This window comes from Lutibacter citreus, from assembly GCF_003260195.1.
GTDB lineage: Bacteria > Bacteroidota > Bacteroidia > Flavobacteriales > Flavobacteriaceae > Lutibacter > Lutibacter citreus.
Window position 1 is genome coordinate 238087 of record NZ_QEIH01000001.1, and the last position, 18433, is coordinate 256519.

General features: G+C 29.5%; 17 protein-coding genes. 10 read left to right on the forward strand and 7 right to left on the reverse strand.

Annotated elements, in window-relative coordinates; translation table 11 throughout:
- Positions 1–117: 117 nt before the first annotated feature.
- Genes DAD81_RS00890 through DAD81_RS00900 form a run of 3 tightly spaced genes read left to right on the forward strand, consistent with a single transcriptional unit; the run spans position 118 to position 7025 of the window.
- Positions 118–4152 (forward strand): T9SS type B sorting domain-containing protein, encoded by a 4035-nt coding sequence (locus tag DAD81_RS00890; protein WP_111706340.1) that lies wholly within the window; start codon positions 118–120, stop codon positions 4150–4152.
- A gap of 12 nt (positions 4153–4164) precedes the next feature.
- Positions 4165–5088: a PorP/SprF family type IX secretion system membrane protein gene (locus tag DAD81_RS00895; RefSeq protein WP_111706341.1), complete on the forward strand. Its 924-nt coding sequence runs from the start codon at positions 4165–4167 to the stop codon at positions 5086–5088.
- Between the two features lie 20 nt (positions 5089–5108).
- Positions 5109–7025: an OmpA family protein gene (locus tag DAD81_RS00900; protein ID WP_111706342.1), complete on the forward strand. Its 1917-nt coding sequence runs from the start codon at positions 5109–5111 to the stop codon at positions 7023–7025.
- A gap of 239 nt (positions 7026–7264) precedes the next feature.
- Here DAD81_RS00900 and DAD81_RS00905 read toward each other — a convergent pair whose 3' ends face one another.
- The 6 genes from DAD81_RS00905 to DAD81_RS00930 form a co-directional block, all read right to left on the reverse strand.
- Positions 7265–7447 (reverse strand): hypothetical protein, encoded by a 183-nt coding sequence (locus tag DAD81_RS00905; RefSeq protein ID WP_111706343.1) that lies wholly within the window; start codon positions 7445–7447, stop codon positions 7265–7267.
- Between the two features lie 55 nt (positions 7448–7502).
- Complete coding sequence (locus tag DAD81_RS00910; RefSeq protein WP_111706344.1) at positions 7503–8003, reverse strand: CAP domain-containing protein; 501 nt, start codon at positions 8001–8003, stop codon at positions 7503–7505.
- A gap of 404 nt (positions 8004–8407) precedes the next feature.
- Positions 8408–10438, reverse strand: coding sequence for a M3 family metallopeptidase (locus DAD81_RS00915; RefSeq protein WP_111706345.1), 2031 nt, complete (start codon positions 10436–10438; stop codon positions 8408–8410).
- A gap of 253 nt (positions 10439–10691) precedes the next feature.
- Entirely contained in the window at positions 10692–11183 is a 492-nt protein-coding gene (gene purE, locus DAD81_RS00920; protein ID WP_111706346.1) for a 5-(carboxyamino)imidazole ribonucleotide mutase, read from the reverse strand.
- Positions 11184–11190: 7 nt separating this feature from the next.
- A complete protein-coding gene (locus tag DAD81_RS00925) occupies positions 11191–12336 on the reverse strand; it encodes a 5-(carboxyamino)imidazole ribonucleotide synthase (RefSeq protein WP_111706347.1) in 1146 nt (381 codons plus the stop codon).
- Between the two features lie 49 nt (positions 12337–12385).
- On the reverse strand, positions 12386–12874 hold the full coding sequence (locus tag DAD81_RS00930) for a hypothetical protein (protein ID WP_157961050.1): 489 nt from the start codon (positions 12872–12874) through the stop codon (positions 12386–12388).
- 48 nt (positions 12875–12922) lie between these two features.
- On the opposite strand from DAD81_RS00930, the gene greA reads away from it, so the two are divergent.
- Complete coding sequence (gene greA, locus DAD81_RS00935) at positions 12923–13396, forward strand: transcription elongation factor GreA (protein WP_111706349.1); 474 nt, start codon at positions 12923–12925, stop codon at positions 13394–13396.
- Positions 13397–13476: 80 nt separating this feature from the next.
- Positions 13477–13866 carry an HIT family protein gene (locus DAD81_RS00940; protein ID WP_111706350.1) on the forward strand — a complete coding sequence of 130 codons (390 nt, stop codon included), beginning with the start codon at positions 13477–13479 and terminating at the stop codon, positions 13864–13866.
- 92 nt (positions 13867–13958) lie between these two features.
- Here the strand turns inward: DAD81_RS00940 and DAD81_RS00945 are convergent, their stop codons facing one another.
- Positions 13959–15107, reverse strand: a complete 1149-nt coding sequence (locus DAD81_RS00945) for a sensor histidine kinase (RefSeq protein WP_111706351.1) — start codon at positions 15105–15107, stop codon at positions 13959–13961.
- Positions 15108–15331: 224 nt separating this feature from the next.
- On the opposite strand from DAD81_RS00945, the gene DAD81_RS00950 reads away from it, so the two are divergent.
- The 5 genes from DAD81_RS00950 (at position 15332) to DAD81_RS00970 (ending at position 18406) form a co-directional block, all read left to right on the forward strand.
- Entirely contained in the window at positions 15332–15706 is a 375-nt protein-coding gene (locus tag DAD81_RS00950; protein ID WP_111706352.1) for a DUF3127 domain-containing protein, read from the forward strand.
- Positions 15707–15789: 83 nt separating this feature from the next.
- Positions 15790–16425, forward strand: coding sequence for a leucyl/phenylalanyl-tRNA--protein transferase (aat, locus tag DAD81_RS00955; RefSeq protein WP_111706353.1), 636 nt, complete (start codon positions 15790–15792; stop codon positions 16423–16425).
- A gap of 53 nt (positions 16426–16478) precedes the next feature.
- The gene (locus DAD81_RS00960; RefSeq protein WP_111706354.1) at positions 16479–16805 is read left to right on the forward strand and encodes a nucleotide pyrophosphohydrolase; all 327 of its coding nucleotides are present in this window, start codon (positions 16479–16481) and stop codon (positions 16803–16805) included.
- A complete protein-coding gene (locus DAD81_RS00965; RefSeq protein ID WP_111706355.1) occupies positions 16805–17047 on the forward strand; it encodes a hypothetical protein in 243 nt (80 codons plus the stop codon). The genes DAD81_RS00960 and DAD81_RS00965 overlap by 1 nt, the downstream gene beginning before the upstream one ends.
- A gap of 144 nt (positions 17048–17191) precedes the next feature.
- Positions 17192–18406: a 3-phosphoshikimate 1-carboxyvinyltransferase gene (locus DAD81_RS00970; protein ID WP_111706754.1), complete on the forward strand. Its 1215-nt coding sequence runs from the start codon at positions 17192–17194 to the stop codon at positions 18404–18406.
- Positions 18407–18433: the final 27 nt, after the last annotated feature.

Below are 18433 nucleotides of genomic sequence, written 5' to 3' on the forward strand. Positions count from 1 at the left end.
ATAATTATAATAAGAGATTCTATATTTTAATTTTTCATTTAGTAAAATGTTTTTACATAGCTAATTTGAAAATTAGATATGGAGTTGATGGTTAATTTTAACTAAAATAAAAAGATTATGAAAAAAATTACTTTATTCATTTTTTTAGCTTTCTGTTGTAAGAGTGTTTCGGCGCAAATTGGTCAACAAGAACCATCATTAAGGTCAGGTGTTACGTTTGAGTGGTCTGATTATCAGAGTGCAGACTATGATCTGCCTGTAACTATTAAGGCTGTGAAGTATATTAATCCTTTAGATGGCGAAGTATATAATTATAACACTTTTGTTGTTCCTGCATACTACCAATTAACTAAGGTAGGACCTTACGGGGATGATTATAATCATATATATGAAAATGGTGTGAAGTTATTGAGTGGAGGTCCTACCTTAACAAGTGCTTCTGCTACTATGGATATATATGATAATAATAGTTGGGATGATAGAGCTATTGAGGCTTTTAGGGATCAGAATTTGAATCATTATTTTGAGTCAAACGGTAATGGACGAGATTTTTGCAAAGTTTTTAATTCGCGTTATCTTGATTCAACTGACCCTCTAGCAGCTCAAAAGCAAACAATATATTATGACCCTGCAATTCCGTCAAATTCAAATGGGCTTTTAGCTGTTACGGAGCGTGGAGGAAATAATTGTTATTATATAGAGGTTTGGGGAACAACTGCAAGTAATAATGCAGTACATAAATTAGGAGATACATTTGTTAGGGATGGTGGTCAGGATTGGTGGAATGATTGGACTCTTCATGATCCAGAAGGAGATTCAGATTATTTTAGATCTGGACGTTTACAAAACAATGGACAGGTTATTGGAATAGCATTATTCAAATTAAATAGTTTAGCCCCTACGGGTTCTAAAATTACAAGAGTAGAATTTACAGCTGCTTCAGCGGACAATGGAGATGGTAAATTTTTTATTTTACAAACATATGCTGTAGATCAAAAAAAGGTAGGTTGTAAAGGAATACCTATTAATGGAGATCTTAATATTGATAATAATGTTCCTGAAGGTTCTACATATGGTAATGTATCAGATTCTGCAGTTATTTTAAATACGGATGGTACTTATACATATACTCCAGATCCTAATTTTGTAGGAGATTTTGAATTTGAGTATGATGTATGTTTACCAGCTTCAAATGGTTCAATTTGTGAAACTGCAAAAGTTACTTTATCATTTTTACATCCAGATACACCAGTTGGAATTATTACAAATCCTACTTGTACTGTTTCAACAGGAAGTATTTCAGTAAGTTCTCCAATTACCGGATCTACTTATACATTAACAAGACCATCTCCAGCTACAACTATACGAACAGGTACTATTTTTAATAATTTGAATTCTGGAAATTATACTTTAACTGAAACCAATGCAGCAGGATGTGTTTCCGATGCTGCAAACCTAAAGATAGAGGGGCGGATAGATGTTAATGCTGAGGCGGGCCCAAGTAAAAAAATTACATGTAGGGATGATACGGTTGTTTTAAATGGAAGTTCAAATAATCAAAATGTTACATATTTATGGACTACTTCAAATGGTATTATTGATAGTGGAGCAACTACATTAACACCAACTGTTAGTCAATCTGGAATATATACTTTAACTGTAACGGGTACTGAATCAGGATGTTCAGATAGTGATACTGTCATAGTAAATAAAGATATTACTAAACCAATAACAGTTTTAACTGCTGAAACAACGGAATTAACATGTTTAGTGAAAAGTATAGTTTTAGATGCAAGTGCAAGTACTGGTGGAGATAGTTTTTATTGGAGTACAGGAGAAACAACTTCAAGAATTACCATTACTGATCCAGGAAATTATTATGTATTTGTTTCAAAAGCTTCTAATGGTTGTTCAAAAATGAAAACTATTAGAATAACTCAAGATAACAAAGAGCCAGAAGTTGTAATAAAAGGTGATTCAAAATTAACTTGTTCAACAACAAGTGTAGTATTAGACGCAAGTAGCTCAATAGTTCAAGGAACAGCAAGTTATTTATGGAGTACAGGAGCAATAACATCAACTATAAACGTTGAAGAGCCTGGAGATTATAGTGTAACTGTAACCGATTCTAATAATGGATGTTCGAAAACAAAAATAATAACAATTACAGAAGATATTAAAGAACCAGAAGTTGTAATAACAGGAGATTCAGAGTTGACTTGTTCAACTACAAGTGTAACATTAGATGCAGGTAGTTCAACAGTTCAAGGAATATCAAGTTATTTATGGAGTACAGGAGCAACAACATCAACTATAAATGTTACTGAGCCTGGAAATTATAGTGTAACAGTTACAGATTCAGCAAATGGATGTGATGCAACAAGTGAAGTATTTACAGTAACAGAAAATATTATAGAGCCAGAAGTTGTAATAATAGGAGATTCAGAGTTGACTTGTTCAACTACAAGTGTAACATTAGATGCCGGTAGTTCAATAGTTCAAGAAACCGCAAGTTACTTATGGAGTACAGGAGCAACAACATCAACTATAAATGTTGAAGAACCTGGAGATTATAGTGTAACAGTTACAGATTCAGAAAATGGATGTGATGCAACAAGTGAAGTATTCATAGTAACAGAAGATATTAAAGAACCAGAAATTGTAATAACAGGAGATTCAGAGTTGACTTGTTCAACTACAAGTGTAACATTAGATGCAGGTAGTTCAACAGTTCAAGGAACAGCAAGTTACTTATGGAGTACAGGAGAAACAACATTAACTATAGATGTTACAGAACCTGGAGATTATAGTGTAACAGTTACAGATTTAGCAAATGGATGTGATGCAACAAGTGAAGTATTTGCAGTAACAGAAGATATTAAAGAACCAGAAGTTGTAATAACAGGAGATTCAGAGTTAACTTGTTTAATTACAAGTGTAACATTAGACGCCAGTAGTTCAACAGTTCAAGGAGCAGCAAGTTACTTATGGAGTACAGGAGCAACAACATCAACTATAAATGTTGAAGAACCTGGGGATTATAGCGTAACAGTAACAGATTCAGAAAATGGATGCTCAAGTACTAGTGATATTTTTAAGGTTTCTCAAGACATAGAGGTAGTAGATGCTAAAATTACTGGAGACTCAGAGTTGACATGTTTAGTTACAAATGTAACATTAGATGCAGGTAGTTCCATAGTTCAAGGAACCGCAAGTTACTTATGGAGTACAGGAGCAATAACATCAACTATAAATGTTATTGAGCCCGGAGATTATAGTGTTACAGTAACAGATTTAGATAATGGATGTGATGCAACAAGTGAGGTATTCGCAGTAACAGAAGATATTATTGAGCCAGAAGTTGTAATAACAGGAGATTCAGAGTTGACTTGTTCAACTACAAGTGTAACATTAGATGCAGGTAGTTCAACAGTTCAAGGAACAGCTGGTTATTTATGGAACACAGGAGCAATAACAGCAACTATAGATGTTACAGAACCGGGAGATTACAGTGTAACAGTAACAGATTTAGATAATGGATGTTCTAATACAAGTGAAATTGTTGAAATAACTCAAAATTTAACAGGTGTTAATGAGAAAGCTAATATTTGTGATGAATTAACTGACGTTAAGTTTGGAGAAATATTAACCGTTAATCTTAATGATTACTTAAGTTCAGCTGAAGATAATATTGGAACTTGGGTTAGTATTGGTAATGAATTCAGCCTGAATGGAAATATGTTTGATGTTATAAAGGATAATACAGGTACAAGTTACATTTTTGAATATACGGATGATAATGGTTGTATTTCTGAATTGACTATCCAAACTTGTAAAGTTTTACCGTGTTCTTCACCTGAAGATTTAGATATTTCAAAAGTATTAACTCCAAATGGTGATGGCTATAATGATTACTTTGAAGTTCTTGGAGCAGATGAATGTGGTTTTACAGTTAATCTTCAAATAATTAATAGGTGGGGTAAAATGATATATCAATCTGATAATTATCAAAACAATTGGGATGGACATACTAATACCGGAGGTTTAACAATTGGAACTAGTTCTAATTTACCAACAGGAACATACTTTTATATTGTAAAAGTTGTAGGAATTGAACCAATTACAGGATATATATATTTAGGTACTCATTAAAAAAATAAAACTATGAAGCGTATAATTATCTTTTTAGTAATGGTTGTATTAGGATTGGAATATTCTAACGCGCAACAGTTACCACAGTTTACACAATATATGTACAATACTATTGCTATAAATCCTGCTTATGCAGGTAGTAGAGACGCCTTAAGTATTGTAGGTTTAAATAGAAATCAATGGGCGGGATTTGATGGAGGACCACAAACACAAACACTGTCTATTCATTCTCCACTTAGAAATGAAAAGATTGGATTAGGGTTGTCTTTAATAAATGATAAAACCGGTTATGAAAATTTCACTTATGTTTATGCAGATTTTTCATATACTTTGAAGATTGCTGAAGAGTTAAACTTAAGTTTTGGTTTAAAAGGAGGTATGACGCATTATAAATTATCAGATGAATTGTATACCGATTTAAAAGTTGGCCAAGATCCTTATTTTAACGAAAAATTAAATAGATGGAATGAGAATTTTGGGGCTGGTATTTTAATCCATTCTAATAGATGGTACGCAGGTTTATCTGTTCCAAAAATGATTAATCATGATTTAAATAATGATACGGATTATGCAGCCTTAGAAAGAGTTCATTATTATGCAATTGGAGGATATGTTTTTGATTTAAATGAAAATTTAAAATTAAAACCATCCTTTATGTTTAAATATACTAAAGGAGCTCCTGTATCGGTTGATTTAACTGCGAACTTGCTATTTTATGAGAAGTTTTGGTTAGGAGGCTCTTATAGGTTTAACGGAGATCAGAATGCTTTAGGAGCCTTGGTGGATTTTCAAGTTTCCGATCAATTTAGAGTTGGTTATACTTATGAAATTCCAACAGGAGAAATTAGACCTTATACATCAGGTTCTCACGAAATATTATTAATGTATGAATTTAGATTTTTAAAGAGAAAACAAAAATCTCCTAGATATTTTTAACCAAATAAATGATAAAAATTATGAAAAATATAAATGTTTTATTTGTTGCTTTGGTTTTAATAAGCACATCAATATTTGGACAAACAGCTAAGCAAAAAAGAGCTGAAAGACAATTTAACAACTTTTCATTTGTAAAAGCTATAAGTACTTATGAAAAGTTAATAGACACTAGTTTTAATAAACATTATGCCTTGCGTAAATTAGGTGATGCATATATAATGTTAAGACAGCCAGAAAAAGCATTAGAAATTTATAAAGAGGTTGTAAAACAAGAAAATGTTCCTTCTGAATATTATTTGTATTATGCCCAAACGCTAAGAGCAAATGGAAAGTATGAAGCATCTAAAAAATGGATGAAAAAATTTAAAGAAGCCGGGAATAGTGAAGATTCAAGAGTAAAAAGCTTTTTTAAAAATGATGATTTGGCTAGTGCAATTTTTAATTCTTCAGAAAAAAATACAATTGAAAAGCTTGAAATCAATACAAAATTTAACGAATTTGGAGCTGTAGAATTAAACGATCAAATTGTTTTTAGTTCTTCAAGAGATGAGGGGATTTCAATAAAAAGATTATACTCATGGGATAAACAACCAATGTTAGATCTATATGAAGTAGCAAAGGATGGTTCAGTGGAATCTACTTCACCTATTAACGGAAATGTAAATACAATTCATCACGAAGGACCAGCAACGTTTAATAGTGATGGTACAAAAATGTATTTTTCAAGAAATAATTATCATGGATCAAAAAAAATTAATGATCCAAATGGAATTATGCAGGTTGGAATATACAGTGCTGATTTAGAAGATGGAAAATGGGTAAATATAAAGCCAACCAATTTAAACAACCCAAATTATATTGTATATCATCCTTCACTTAGTAAAGATGGTAAAAAATTGTATTTTTCTTCAGATATGCCAGGAGGTAAAGGAGGAACTGATATTTATGTTTCTGACATTTTGGAAGACGGCACTTTAGGAGCTCCAAAAAACTTAGGGGATGTTATTAATACAGAAGGAAATGAAGCTTTTCCATTTATATATAATGAAGAAGAGACATTGTATTTTTCTTCTGATGGACATGTTGGGATGGGATTAATGGATGTGTTTGCATCTGTAAAAGATAAAAACAATACAATAGTTAATGTTATTAATCTTGGAGAACCAATAAATAGTAAAAAAGATGATATAGGATATTATTTAGCTAAAGACGGTTTTAGTGGTTTTATTTCGTCTAACAGAAAAGGAGGAAAAGGAGGCGATGATATTTATTCATTTACAAGAATTCCACCTTTAACATTAAAAGGAACTATTTTTGATGCTGTTAACAACAAACCAATAGCTGGAGGAAAAGTTGTTCTAGCAAGAGAAAACGGAGAAGAATTAGCCTATTTTATAACAAAAGAAGATGGAACTTATGAGCATATAATTCCTAGAGATGAAAATTTTGTTCTAAAAGGGGCAAAAGAAAAATACCAGGATATAGCAAAAAACTTTAGTTCTTTTGGTTTAGAAAAGAAAAAAGAATTAATAGTTGATTTAAATATAGCAATGAAACCAATTGAAGATGTGGTTGTCTTAGCAGATTTAGAAAATATTTATTTTGATCTAGATAAATACAATATAAGGCCAGATGCAGCCGTTGAATTAGATAAGGTTGTTGCCTTATTAAAAAATTATCCAGATATGGTAATAAGATTAGAATCCCATACAGATAGTAGAGCAAATGATCAATATAATATGATACTCTCAAATAATAGAGCAAAAGCTACCTATGAATATATTATTTCTAAGGGTATAACTCCAGAAAGAATATCAAATTATGAAGGTTTTGGAGAAACACAATTAGTTAATAAATGTTCTAACGGTGTTAAATGCTCAAACGAAGAACATCAGTTAAATAGAAGAACTGAATTTATAATCATAAAAATGAAATAATAAAGGCAGTCGTATTATTAATTACTTGATTTACTACCGTTGTGGGGACGACAATTTTCTCGAGAATTAATATGCGACTGCTTATTTTTATAATAAATTCATAAATTTTAATTAGTTTTTATTATTATTGCAATAATTAATATTTAGAGCAGTCGTTATATTAGAATACTTCTTGAATAAAGATTACGTTGTGGGGACGACAAAATTCTCAAGACTTTAAAATATGCGACTGGTTCTATTTATTTAATTCCTGATGATGGAATAACTAACTCACCTTTGTGATTTTTATATTTAAAACCAGGTGTTAAAGTAGAAATGACAATATTATTATTATTATCATTTCTACTTTTTTTTAATGATGGTTTAACAACTTTTAAACAAGTGTCATTTAAACTTTCTCTTTGTATTCTTGATGTGTTCATAATATTCGAGATTTTAATTCATTAAAAGTATTTGTTGTGGGGAATTTGCGTATTTTTATTTTGTTATAAATATTTGAGTGAAATAATTTCGTCCTTTACTGTTTGATTCAGTTGAAATACCAAAATGAGTAAAATCAGAAGTTTCAATTATTTTTTTATGTTCTGGGCTATTAAGCCATCCATTTAATACTGATTTTGCGGTGCTATACCCATAAGCTACATTTTCCGACACTTTCTTTGCTCCCGCATTTTTAATTAAATTTGATGCTCTTTCTTCAAAATTAGCATGACTTACATCTCCTGTTGAAATCATATAGTTAGTATGTTCATCCGCAACGTTAGAAATTTGATTTAAGACCTCAAGAGATGGGAGGTTTTTTTCAACTCTATAATTATTAACTAGAACTAGTAATTCTGATTCTAATTCAGAATAAGTAGCTTCGTTAGAAATAGTTTCTTTGTCTACTTTAGCAAATAGATTTAAACCCTCGTCGGCTTGAGAACATGAAAACAATAAAAAAGTAAATATAACTGCGGAAAAAAGTGGGGATTTCATAGTCGTGGGGATTTTTTGGGGTTTATATTTTTTTTATTTATACATTATTTTTTATTTTTTAATTTTAAACCAATAAGTTAAATTAACTTATTGGTTTTGTTCTTAAAATTTATAAAAATTGGGGTTATTTATTTAAAAGAACTTATAATTAATTATTGGGGTTTTGAATTATTTACAATGTAAAACTAGGATTTATATTCGTATTAAGCAAGAAAACAAACCGTTTATTTGATAAAACGTGTCATTTACATCTTAAAACAAGTAATTTGAAGGGTAATTTATTACAATTGTATGGGTTTTAATTACCGTTTATCTGTAAAATCGTGCATTTTATTCTGTTTTTTGGGTATAAAAAAATCGATATACTTTACGAATATCGATTTTTTTGAAGAGATTTTTCTAATTTATTTTAATAAGCCAGCTCTTTTTAGCAAAGCTTGGTTGTTAGGTTTTTTTCCTCTGAATTTTATATATAAATCTAAAGGTTTTTGAGTACCGCCTTTTTCTAAAATAGATGATTTATACTTTTTGGCAGTTTCTTTATTGAATATTCCTTTTTCTTGAAAAAGAGAAAAAGCATCAGCATCCAAAACTTCAGCCCATTTGTAGGAATAGTAACCAGAAGAATATCCTCCTTGAAATATATGAGAGAAGGATGTACTCATACAGTTTTCAGCTGTGTCTGGATATAATTGAGTATCTTCAAATGATGCTAATTCAAATTCCTTAACATTTTTAATTAAAGAAGGATCATTACCGTGCCAATTCATATCCAATATTCCAAAACTTAATTGTCTAAGTGTTTGCATACCTTCTAAGAAATTTGAAGATTCCTTAATTTTGTTAATTAATTGCATTGGAATTACTTCATTAGTTTCATAATGTTTAGCAAATATATTTAAAGCCTCTTTTTCATAACACCAATTTTCAAGTAATTGACTTGGAAGCTCAACAAAATCCCAAAATACATTTGTTCCTGATAAACTAGGATATGTTGTATTTGCTAACATTCCATGTAAAGCATGTCCAAATTCGTGAAATAAAGTTGTAACCTCGTTAAAGGTTAATAAGGAAGGTTTTGTTTCTGTTGGCTTTGTGAAATTGCAAACAATTGAAATGTGTGGCCTTGAATTTTCTCCATCTTTTTTCCATTGACTTTTAAAAGATGTCATCCAAGCGCCATTTCTTTTTCCGCTTCTTGGAAAAAAATCGACATATAGTATTGCAATATAGTTACCTTTAATATCTGTTACTTTAAAAGTTTTTACATCATTGTGGTATTTATCTATATCAAATATTTCTTCAAATTTTAAATCAAATAACTTTGTTGAAATTTCAAATACACCATTAATTACATTCTCTAATTTAAAATAAGGTTTTAATTTTTCTTCTTCTAAATCAAAAAGTTCTTTTTTTAATTTTTCTGAATAATAAGCACTATCCCATTTTTCAATTTGATCAATTCCATCTTTTTTAGCAATTTCAGAAAGTTGTTCAAATTCTTTTTTAGCCGCTGGTTTAGCTTTAATAAGTAAATCGTTTAAAAAATTCTTTACATTTTGTGGGTTTTCAGCCATTCTTTCTTCTAAAACAAAATGAGCGTGTGATTTGTACCCAAGTAAAATAGCTCTTTTATGTCTGTAATTTGCAATATCTAATACTATTTGTTGGTTGTCATTTTTGTTATTTTGAAACGATTTTGCCCCAAATGCAATAGCCATTTTTTTGCGAAGTTCTCTATTACTCGAATAAGTCATAAAAGGAACATAGCTTGGATAATCTAATGTAAAAACCCATCCTTCTAGTTTTTTTTCTTTAGCTGTTAATTTTGCAGCTTCAATAACTCCGTCAGGTAAACCTTTTAAATCAGACTTATTTGTTAATTGAAGTTTAAAAGCATTGGTTTCTTCAAGTATGTTTTCACCAAATTGTAATTTTAATTTAGAGAGTTTAGCGTCAATTTCTCTTAATTCAGTTTTTTTGAGTTCTTCTAAATTTGCTCCATTTCTAACAAAACTTTTATACTTTTTAGTTAAAAGCATTTCTTGCTCTTTATTTAAATTTAATTCAGTTTTTTTATCGTGAACTAGTTTAATTCTTTTAAAAAGTTTTTTATTAAGGGTAATATCGTTTGAAAACTCTGTAAGTAAAGGAGAAACTTCTTGCGCTATTTTTTGAATTTCTGGATTTGTTTCAGCAGAATTTAAATTAAAAAAAACACTTGAGATTGCGTCTAATTTCTGCCCTGTAAAATCTAACGCTTCAATAGTGTTTTGAAAAGTTGGTTCAGCTTCATTAGTTGTGATTTTATCAATTTCTTCGTTTGCTAATTCAATACCTTTAATAAATGCAAGTTTAAAATGTTCGTTTTTTATTTTTGAAAAAGGAGCAGTTGAATAGTTAGTTTCAAAAGATTCTAATAGAGGATTTTTCATAATTATTTTAATACTAATTTTATTGTAAAGGTATTACATAATGAGATGTTTTTAAAATTTTTAAATTTTAAAAACATCTATAATTTATTTTTAATGAAAGAAATAATTTTTTATAAAAAGATGCGTTATAAAAATATATAAGTATAAGAAAATGAAAAACTCAACTAATAAAATAGAAATTAATACGATTATTCCTGGTTTCAATTATAAAAATAAAAGCGGAGAAATTGTTAAGCCTAAAGCACTTGTAGCTTTATAGTTTATTTTTCAAACCTTCTGCAGCTTTTAATACTTTAGTTTTTAAACTTTCTTTAAAAGCTATTATTTTATTTAAAACCAAACTATCGGAGCTACCAATTATTTGTGCAGCTAATATTCCTGCATTTTGCGCTCCGTCTAGGGCAACTGTTGCAACAGGAACACCTCCAGGCATTTGAAGGATTGATAATACAGAATCCCATCCGTCAATAGAATTTCTAGATTTTACAGGCACTCCTATAACTGGTAGTGGACTCATAGAAGCAACCATACCTGGTAAATGTGCTGCACCACCGGCTCCAGCAATAATTACAGAGATTCCTTTTATGTGTGCACTTTTTGCATAGTCAAATAATTTTTCAGGAGTTCTGTGAGCAGAAACAATATCAACTTCTGTTTCTATATCAAAACTTTTTAAAATATCTATTGCTTGTTGCATAATTGGAAGATCAGAGTCACTTCCCATAATTATTCCTACTTTACTCATAATTAAATTATTTACTTATTACTCTTATTGTATTTTTAACTTTTTCAGCAATTTCTCTTGCTTCTGCTATATTATTATTAGCTACAGTAACGTGTCCCATTTTCCTGAATGGACGTGTTTGTTTTTTTCCATATATATGAGGTGTAACTCCATCCATTTTTAGAATTTCGTTCATACCTTCATAAATTACATTTCCAGAAAACCCTTCTTCTCCAACTAAGTTTACCATAATTCCAGCAACTTTACTGTTGGTGTTTCCTAAAGGTAAGTTTAATATACTTCTAACATGTTGTTCAAATTGACTAGTATAGGAAGCCTCAATACTATAATGTCCACTATTATGTGTTCTAGGAGCCACTTCATTTACTAGAATGTCATCATTATCGGTTTGAAATAATTCAACAGCTAATAAACCTATATGTTCAAATGATTCGGCTACTTTTAAAGCTGTTTCTCTAGCTTTTGAAGCAACTTCATCAGATATTCTTGCAGGACAAATAACATATTCAACTTGGTTTGCTTCTGGATGAAATTCCATTTCAACAACTGGATATGTTTTTATTTCACCACTTTTATTTCTAGCTACAATAACTGCTAATTCATTTTTAAAAGGAATTAATTCTTCAATAATACAATCTGTATCAACTAAAGTTTTTAAATCTTCTGTGTTTTTTACAACTTTAACTCCTGTACCGTCATAACCAAATTGAGCTGATTTCCATACAAAAGGAAATGATAAGTTTTCCTTTAATAAATCTTTTAAAGTTGAAAAACGTTTGTGTGGAGATGTTGGAATATTATTTTTTACAAAGAAATCTTTTTGTTTTCCTTTGTGTTGAATAATTTTTAAGACGCTTGGTTGTGGGTAAATTTCTAAACCTTCTTCTTCCAATTTTATGAGAGCATCTATATTTACATGTTCTATTTCAATAGTTAATAAATTTACTTTTTTACCAAAATTGTAAACAGTATCAAAATCCATTAGGCTTCCTAAATGAAATTCATTGCAAATTTGTGCGCAAGGTGCATCACTAGCACTGTCTAAAATACAGGTGTAAATATCAAATTTTTGAGTTTCGGTAAGTAACATTTTACCTAATTGTCCACCTCCTAATACGCCTAATCTAAAATCTGTTGAGAAATAATTTTTCACTTTTTTGTGCTTTCGGACAAAAATAGTAATTATGATTTTAATTGAATGCTTAAAAATTTGTAATATTTAAAATAGAGCCATTTTGGGTAACTCTGTATTCTCGTGCAAAATGATTATTTCCAGATGTTTGAGGAGACCCATCATATATACTGTATTCGCTCTTATCACAGGAACATTTCATTTTTAAGCTTCCATCAAAGGTCATTGGTGTTGTACAATCGTAATTTGGACAAGCTCTCTCAAAAGCCTTAAACGGCGGGTTCCCTATACCTGTATTTTGAATAATAACTCCTTGAATTGCACCGTTGGCGTTTGCCCATCCGCTTGGTGTATTTAAATTAATAAATTCAGGTAAATTTAGATTTACTGTAATGTTAAAATTATAATCTGGCAGAATGTCATTTGTTTCATTTTTTTCGCAAGAAATGAAAGAAACAATAAGTATTAAGAAAAGGAAGCTTCTCATTATAAAAATTTCATGTTTATAGGTAAACGACTGCAATTTACAAATATTTTGTACATTTGTAATAAATCTCATTCTGGGTTCCAGTTTTGAGATTTTTTGTCTTTAATAAAAATAGAAGTTATGAGCGAAATTTCATATTATTCCAAAGAAGGAATGAAAAAGTTAAAGGGCGAATTAGAACATTTAGAAAGTGTTGAGCGTCCAAGGGTGAGTAATGATATTGCTGAGGCCAGAGATAAAGGGGATTTAAGTGAAAATGCTGAATATCATGCAGCAAAAGAGGAACAATCTCATTTAGAATTTAAAATAGCTAAATTAAAGGGTGTTATTTCAAACGCCAGAATTATTGATGAATCTAAATTAGATACCTCAAAAATATTAATTCATTCTATAGTTAAGATTAGAAATACTGCAAACAAAATGGAGTTTACTTATACTTTGGTTGCTGATTCTGAAACCAATATAAAAGAAGGTAAATTATCTGTTAATTCTCCTATTGGAAAAGGATTGTTAGGAAAAAAAGTTGGTGATATTACAGAAATTCAAGTTCCTAGTGGAGTTATGAAATTTGAAATTGTAGAAATTTCTAGATAAAATAATTAATAAAATAATTTGTAACCCTTTTCAGTTTTTTAATTGAGAAGGGTTTCTTATTTTTGAGTAAAATTGATTTTATGAGTTCTATATTTACAAAAATAATAAATGGTGAAATACCATCTTACAAAGTTGCTGAAAATGAAAATTTTTATGCTTTTTTAGATATCAATCCTAATGCAAAAGGACATACACTAGTTGTGCCTAAAAAGGAAGTTAATAAACTTTTTGATTTAGAAGAGTCTCTTTATAATGAGTTAATGAGTTTTTCTAGACAAATAGGATTGGCTATTGAAAAATGTATTCCTTGTAATAGAGTAGGAATGGCTGTAATTGGGTTAGAAGTTCCGCATGTACATGTGCATTTAATTCCTCTTAAAAAGATGGAAGATATTCAGTTTAAGAAAAAAGAAAAGTTAGAGCCAGAAGAGTTTGAGGCAATTGCAAAAAAAATTGCAGAAAACTTATAATATTATACCAATTTAACATTAAAATGTTATGTGTAATTTGAATGAAAAATAATTCAAATTTAATGATACCATATTTTAATGTTAAGTTGGTATTACTTTTTTAGTATTATTTCAAAAGTAGTACCTTTTCCTAATTCTGATTTTAAAACAGAAATTTTACCATTATGGTAGTCTTCAATTATTCGTTTGGCTAATGATAAACCAAGACCCCATCCACGTTTTTTTGTTGTAAACCCTGGGGAAAATATTTTTTGTTGCAAGCTTTTTGAAATTCCTTTCCCTGAATCAGAAATTTGAATTTTTAAAATTTTAGGATCGTCTATAATTGAAAGTGATATTTTTCCTTTTCCTTTCATTGAATCTATGGCATTTTTAACCAAATTTTCAATAACCCAACTATAAAGTTGAAGATTTAGATCTATTAAAATATTCGATTCTTCAGAATTAAAAATAAAATTAACTTGTTTTGAACTTCTAGATTTTAAGTAATTAAAAGAGGTTTCGGTAGCTTCAACTATATTGTGTTTTTTTAATACAGGAATTGAGCCAATTTTAGAAAATCGCTCAGCAATAGTGTTTAGTCTATGTACATCTTTTTCTATTTCAAGCACTGTACTTTCATCGGTGTTTTCAAGTCTTAAAATTTCTATCCAACCTAAAAGAGAAGAAAGTGGAGTTCCTATTTGATGTGCAGTTTCCCTAGCCATTCCTGTCCATAACTTGTTTTGATCAGCTATTTTATTAGATTTGAAAAATAAATAAATAACACTGGCAAATAAGATTAAAATTAAAATAAGTGCAACCGGATAATACTTTAATTTAGTAAGTAAATCAGAATCTCTGTAATAAATAAATTGTTTAGTATTTCCTCGTCTATGACTCACGGTTAAAGGTGAGTTTTGACTTTTCATTATTTGTAATTGCTTAATTAAATAGGACGCTTTATTAATATTAATAGAATCTAAGTTAGCCCATAGAGTAATACTATCTTTTTCATTGGTAATTATCATTGGGATATTGTTGTTTTTTCCAATAATCTTGTCTTCTAAAGAAAAATCTGCATTTAAATCAAAATCACTAAAGCGTTGATAAGCTCCAGCTAAAATTTCCATTTTAGCTCGCTCTTCATTCTTAAATTTTTGAAAAAAGTCATATGTATTCCATAAAATTAGAGCTACAATAATAAATGAAGTTATTATTACAGCCCATCTTATTATTTGTGCGTTTTTATGTGAAGCCATTTTTCAAATATAGAATTTATGCATTATATAACAGAAAATATGAAGTCTTATTATTAATGGTTAGCTATTATTTACAAGGTAAATTAATTTTGATGTTAATAAGTTTAGAAAATATCCCTATTAAATTGTTGGAATGGATATTGTAAAAAAATTACATTTGTACAATCTATTTAATAGAAGAAGGTATTGGTGTGTTGAGCACCGTTAATGAAATAATTTGAAATATGGAAGTTACAGGAAAAATTAAATTAATAAACGAGGAGCAAACGTTTGGTGCAAGTGGATTTAGAAAAAGAGAATTAGTTGTTACAACTAATGAACAATATCCTCAAATGATACTTATTGAATTTGTACAAGATAAATGTGATTTATTAAACAGTTATCAAGTAGGGCAAGATGTAAAAGTTTCAATTAACTTAAGAGGTAGAGAATGGATTAATCCAGAAGGTGTTGCTAAATACTTTAACGCTATTCAAGGTTGGAGAATTGAAGCTGCGCAACCTGAAGGATCGGCTCAAGTACCTCCAATGGCACCTTTAGATAATCTTGAAACAGTTTCTAAAACTGATGATACAGAACCAGATGATTTACCTTTTTAAGTAAGTTTTTAATAATATTTAAAAGAGAAAAACGAAAGTTTTTCTCTTTTTTTGTTTAACTATATTTGTGAAAAATTAGATAAATGTACTTGCTATCAAAAGATTTAGTGTTTCCTCCAGTTCATTTGGCAAATGAAGATGGTTTGTTAGCTATTGGAGGTGATTTAACAGCAAAAAGGTTGTTGTTGGCCTACAAAAGCGGCATATTTCCTTGGTACAATCAAGGAGAGCCAATAATTTGGTATAGTCCAGATCCTAGAATGGTTTTATTTCCATATAAATTAAAAATTTCGAAAAGCATGAAACAGGTAATTCGAAAAAATGAATTTAAGGTTACCTACAATCAAAATTTTAGTAAAGTAATTTCAAGTTGTAAGGATATTTATAGAGTTTCAGACCAGGGGCAAACGTGGATAACAAATGAAATGCAAGAAGCTTATATAAACATGAATAAATTAGGTATTGCAAAATCTGTAGAAGTCTGGAAAAACAATGAATTGGTTGGCGGTTTATATGGAGTAGATTTGGGAACTGTTTTTTGTGGTGAAAGTATGTTTAGTAAGGTAAGTAATGCTTCAAAAATGGCATTTATTTTTTTAGTTCAAAAATTGAAAAAAGAAAATTATTGTTTAATAGATTGTCAAGTATACAATAATCATTTAGCAAGTTTAGGAGCCGAAGAAATACCACGCAAGGAATTTTTAACTTACTTAAAATAGAATATAATATAAGAAGAAGTTCATTATATTTGAAAACTAAAAAATAAAACACAATGGATTTGAAAAATGGACAGTTAGTTGTAGATAATTGGATAAAAGAACATGGAGTTAGATATTTTAATGAACTAACAAATATGGCTCAATTAACTGAAGAAGTAGGGGAGGTTGCTCGTATTATTGCGCGCAGATATGGAGAGCAAAGCGAAAAGGAAAGCGACAAAAACAAAGATTTAGGAGAGGAGTTAGCAGATGTGGTTTTTGTAGTTTTATGTTTGGCAAATCAAACAGGGATTGATTTACAAGCTGCCTTTGATGATAAAATGGATGTTAAAACAAAACGTGATCACGATCGCCATCATAATAATAAAAAATTAAAATAATGAGTAGTCAATATAAAGATGTATCTTTTTTACACTTAACAATAAAGTTTGGAGCTGGATTTTTAGTGCTATTTTCAATAGTGAAAATAGGGTTAAAGATTATTAGAACTGGTAGTTTTGATCTAATGATTGCCGAATATTTTGGTCCTGAAACTTGGTATAAATTTATCATGCAGCTTTTTCTTGGGGCTTTATTTTATGGGCTGTTTATGGCTGGTTATTATAAGTTTATTAAAAAATAAGTTTAAATTCATTAATAATTCTTCAATATTTTTACGGTTGAAGGAAAACCAAAAAGTGGTTGTAGCCATAATTTATAATATACAACTATAAATTTGGATACTACTTTTGGAACATTAACTTTGCTCATTGAAATTAAAGATAGAATGGAACCTTTGAAAATAGCGAAAATAACAAAACCTGTTAAAGGAAATATACAAATAACTGGCTCTAAGAGTGAAACTAATAGGTTATTGGTTTTACAACAATTTTATCCAACTTTAAAAGTTGAAAATATTTCAAATTCTGATGATTCCGTTTTAATGCAAAATGCTTTAAAAAGTGATTCAAATGAAATAAATATTGGTCATGCAGGAACTGCCATGCGGTTTTTAACAGCCTATTTTTCTGTGAAAGAAAATTCTGAGATTGTTTTAACAGGCTCTCATAGAATGAAAGATAGGCCAATAAAAATTTTGGTTGATGCTTTAAGAGAACTAGGAGCTGAAATTAGCTATCTAGAAAAAGAAGGTTTCCCTCCTTTAAAAATAAAAGGTAAAAAATTAACAAATAGTACTGTTGAAGTTGAAGGCAATGTAAGTAGCCAATATATAACAGCTTTATTGTTAATTGCACCAACCTTAAAAAATGGATTAAAATTAAAGTTTAAAGGGAAAATAACATCTGTACCTTATATAAAAATGACACTAACGTTGTTGGCAGAAATTGGTGTTGAACTTTCTTGGGATGATGATACTATTATCATTCAACCAAAACCACAAATAGAACCAAAAACAATTGTTGTTGAATCAGATTGGAGTTCAGCTTCATATTATTATAGTTTAATTGCCTTAAGTGCAAATTCTGAAGTAACGTTATCTTCATATAAAAAAACTAGTTTACAAGGAGATGCTGTATTAACTTCAATTTATAAGAACTTAGGTGTTGAAACAACATTTAAAGATCATTCAATTTTATTAAAAAACACAGGAAAATTAAATGGTTCAAAATTGATGGATTTAAATTTAATTGGAGCTCCAGATATTGCACAAACAATAGTTGTAACCTGTTTTGGTTTGGGAATGGAATGTTATTTAACTGGACTTCATACTTTAAAAATTAAAGAAACTGATAGATTAGTTGCTTTAAAAAATGAAATAGAAAAACTTGGAGGAAAAGTTTCTATTACTAATGAAACTTTATCTTTAAGTGCTTCAATAAAAATTAACGAGAATATTAATATTGCAACTTATGATGATCATAGAATGGCAATGGCATTTGCTCCGTTGGCAGTTAAGGTTCCAATTATTATTGAAGAAGCAAATGTAGTTTCAAAATCGTACCCTACTTTTTGGCAAGATTTAGCTAAAACAACGCTCTAAAAAACTCAAAAACAAACTTTTATTGCA

What these genes read in the sequence shown, in the direction of transcription:
- DAD81_RS00915 (WP_111706345.1), bottom strand. Translation starts at nt 10,438, where the DNA reads ATGAAAAATCCTCTATTAGAATCTTTTGAAACTAACTATTCAACTGCT.
- DAD81_RS00950 (WP_111706352.1), top strand. Translation starts at nt 15,332, where the DNA reads ATGGAAGTTACAGGAAAAATTAAATTAATAAACGAGGAGCAAACGTTT.
- DAD81_RS00940 (WP_111706350.1), top strand. Translation starts at nt 13,477, where the DNA reads ATGAGTTCTATATTTACAAAAATAATAAATGGTGAAATACCATCTTAC.
- aat (WP_111706353.1), top strand. Translation starts at nt 15,790, where the DNA reads ATGTACTTGCTATCAAAAGATTTAGTGTTTCCTCCAGTTCATTTGGCA.
- DAD81_RS00890 (WP_111706340.1), top strand. Translation starts at nt 118, where the DNA reads ATGAAAAAAATTACTTTATTCATTTTTTTAGCTTTCTGTTGTAAGAGT.
- DAD81_RS00895 (WP_111706341.1), top strand. Translation starts at nt 4,165, where the DNA reads ATGAAGCGTATAATTATCTTTTTAGTAATGGTTGTATTAGGATTGGAA.
- DAD81_RS00930 (WP_157961050.1), bottom strand. Translation starts at nt 12,874, where the DNA reads ATGAGATTTATTACAAATGTACAAAATATTTGTAAATTGCAGTCGTTT.
- DAD81_RS00970 (WP_111706754.1), top strand. Translation starts at nt 17,192, where the DNA reads ATGGAACCTTTGAAAATAGCGAAAATAACAAAACCTGTTAAAGGAAAT.
- DAD81_RS00965 (WP_111706355.1), top strand. Translation starts at nt 16,805, where the DNA reads ATGAGTAGTCAATATAAAGATGTATCTTTTTTACACTTAACAATAAAG.
- DAD81_RS00905 (WP_111706343.1), bottom strand. Translation starts at nt 7,447, where the DNA reads ATGAACACATCAAGAATACAAAGAGAAAGTTTAAATGACACTTGTTTA.
- DAD81_RS00900 (WP_111706342.1), top strand. Translation starts at nt 5,109, where the DNA reads ATGAAAAATATAAATGTTTTATTTGTTGCTTTGGTTTTAATAAGCACA.
- DAD81_RS00910 (WP_111706344.1), bottom strand. Translation starts at nt 8,003, where the DNA reads ATGAAATCCCCACTTTTTTCCGCAGTTATATTTACTTTTTTATTGTTT.
- greA (WP_111706349.1), top strand. Translation starts at nt 12,923, where the DNA reads ATGAGCGAAATTTCATATTATTCCAAAGAAGGAATGAAAAAGTTAAAG.
- DAD81_RS00945 (WP_111706351.1), bottom strand. Translation starts at nt 15,107, where the DNA reads ATGGCTTCACATAAAAACGCACAAATAATAAGATGGGCTGTAATAATA.
- purE (WP_111706346.1), bottom strand. Translation starts at nt 11,183, where the DNA reads ATGAGTAAAGTAGGAATAATTATGGGAAGTGACTCTGATCTTCCAATT.
- DAD81_RS00960 (WP_111706354.1), top strand. Translation starts at nt 16,479, where the DNA reads ATGGATTTGAAAAATGGACAGTTAGTTGTAGATAATTGGATAAAAGAA.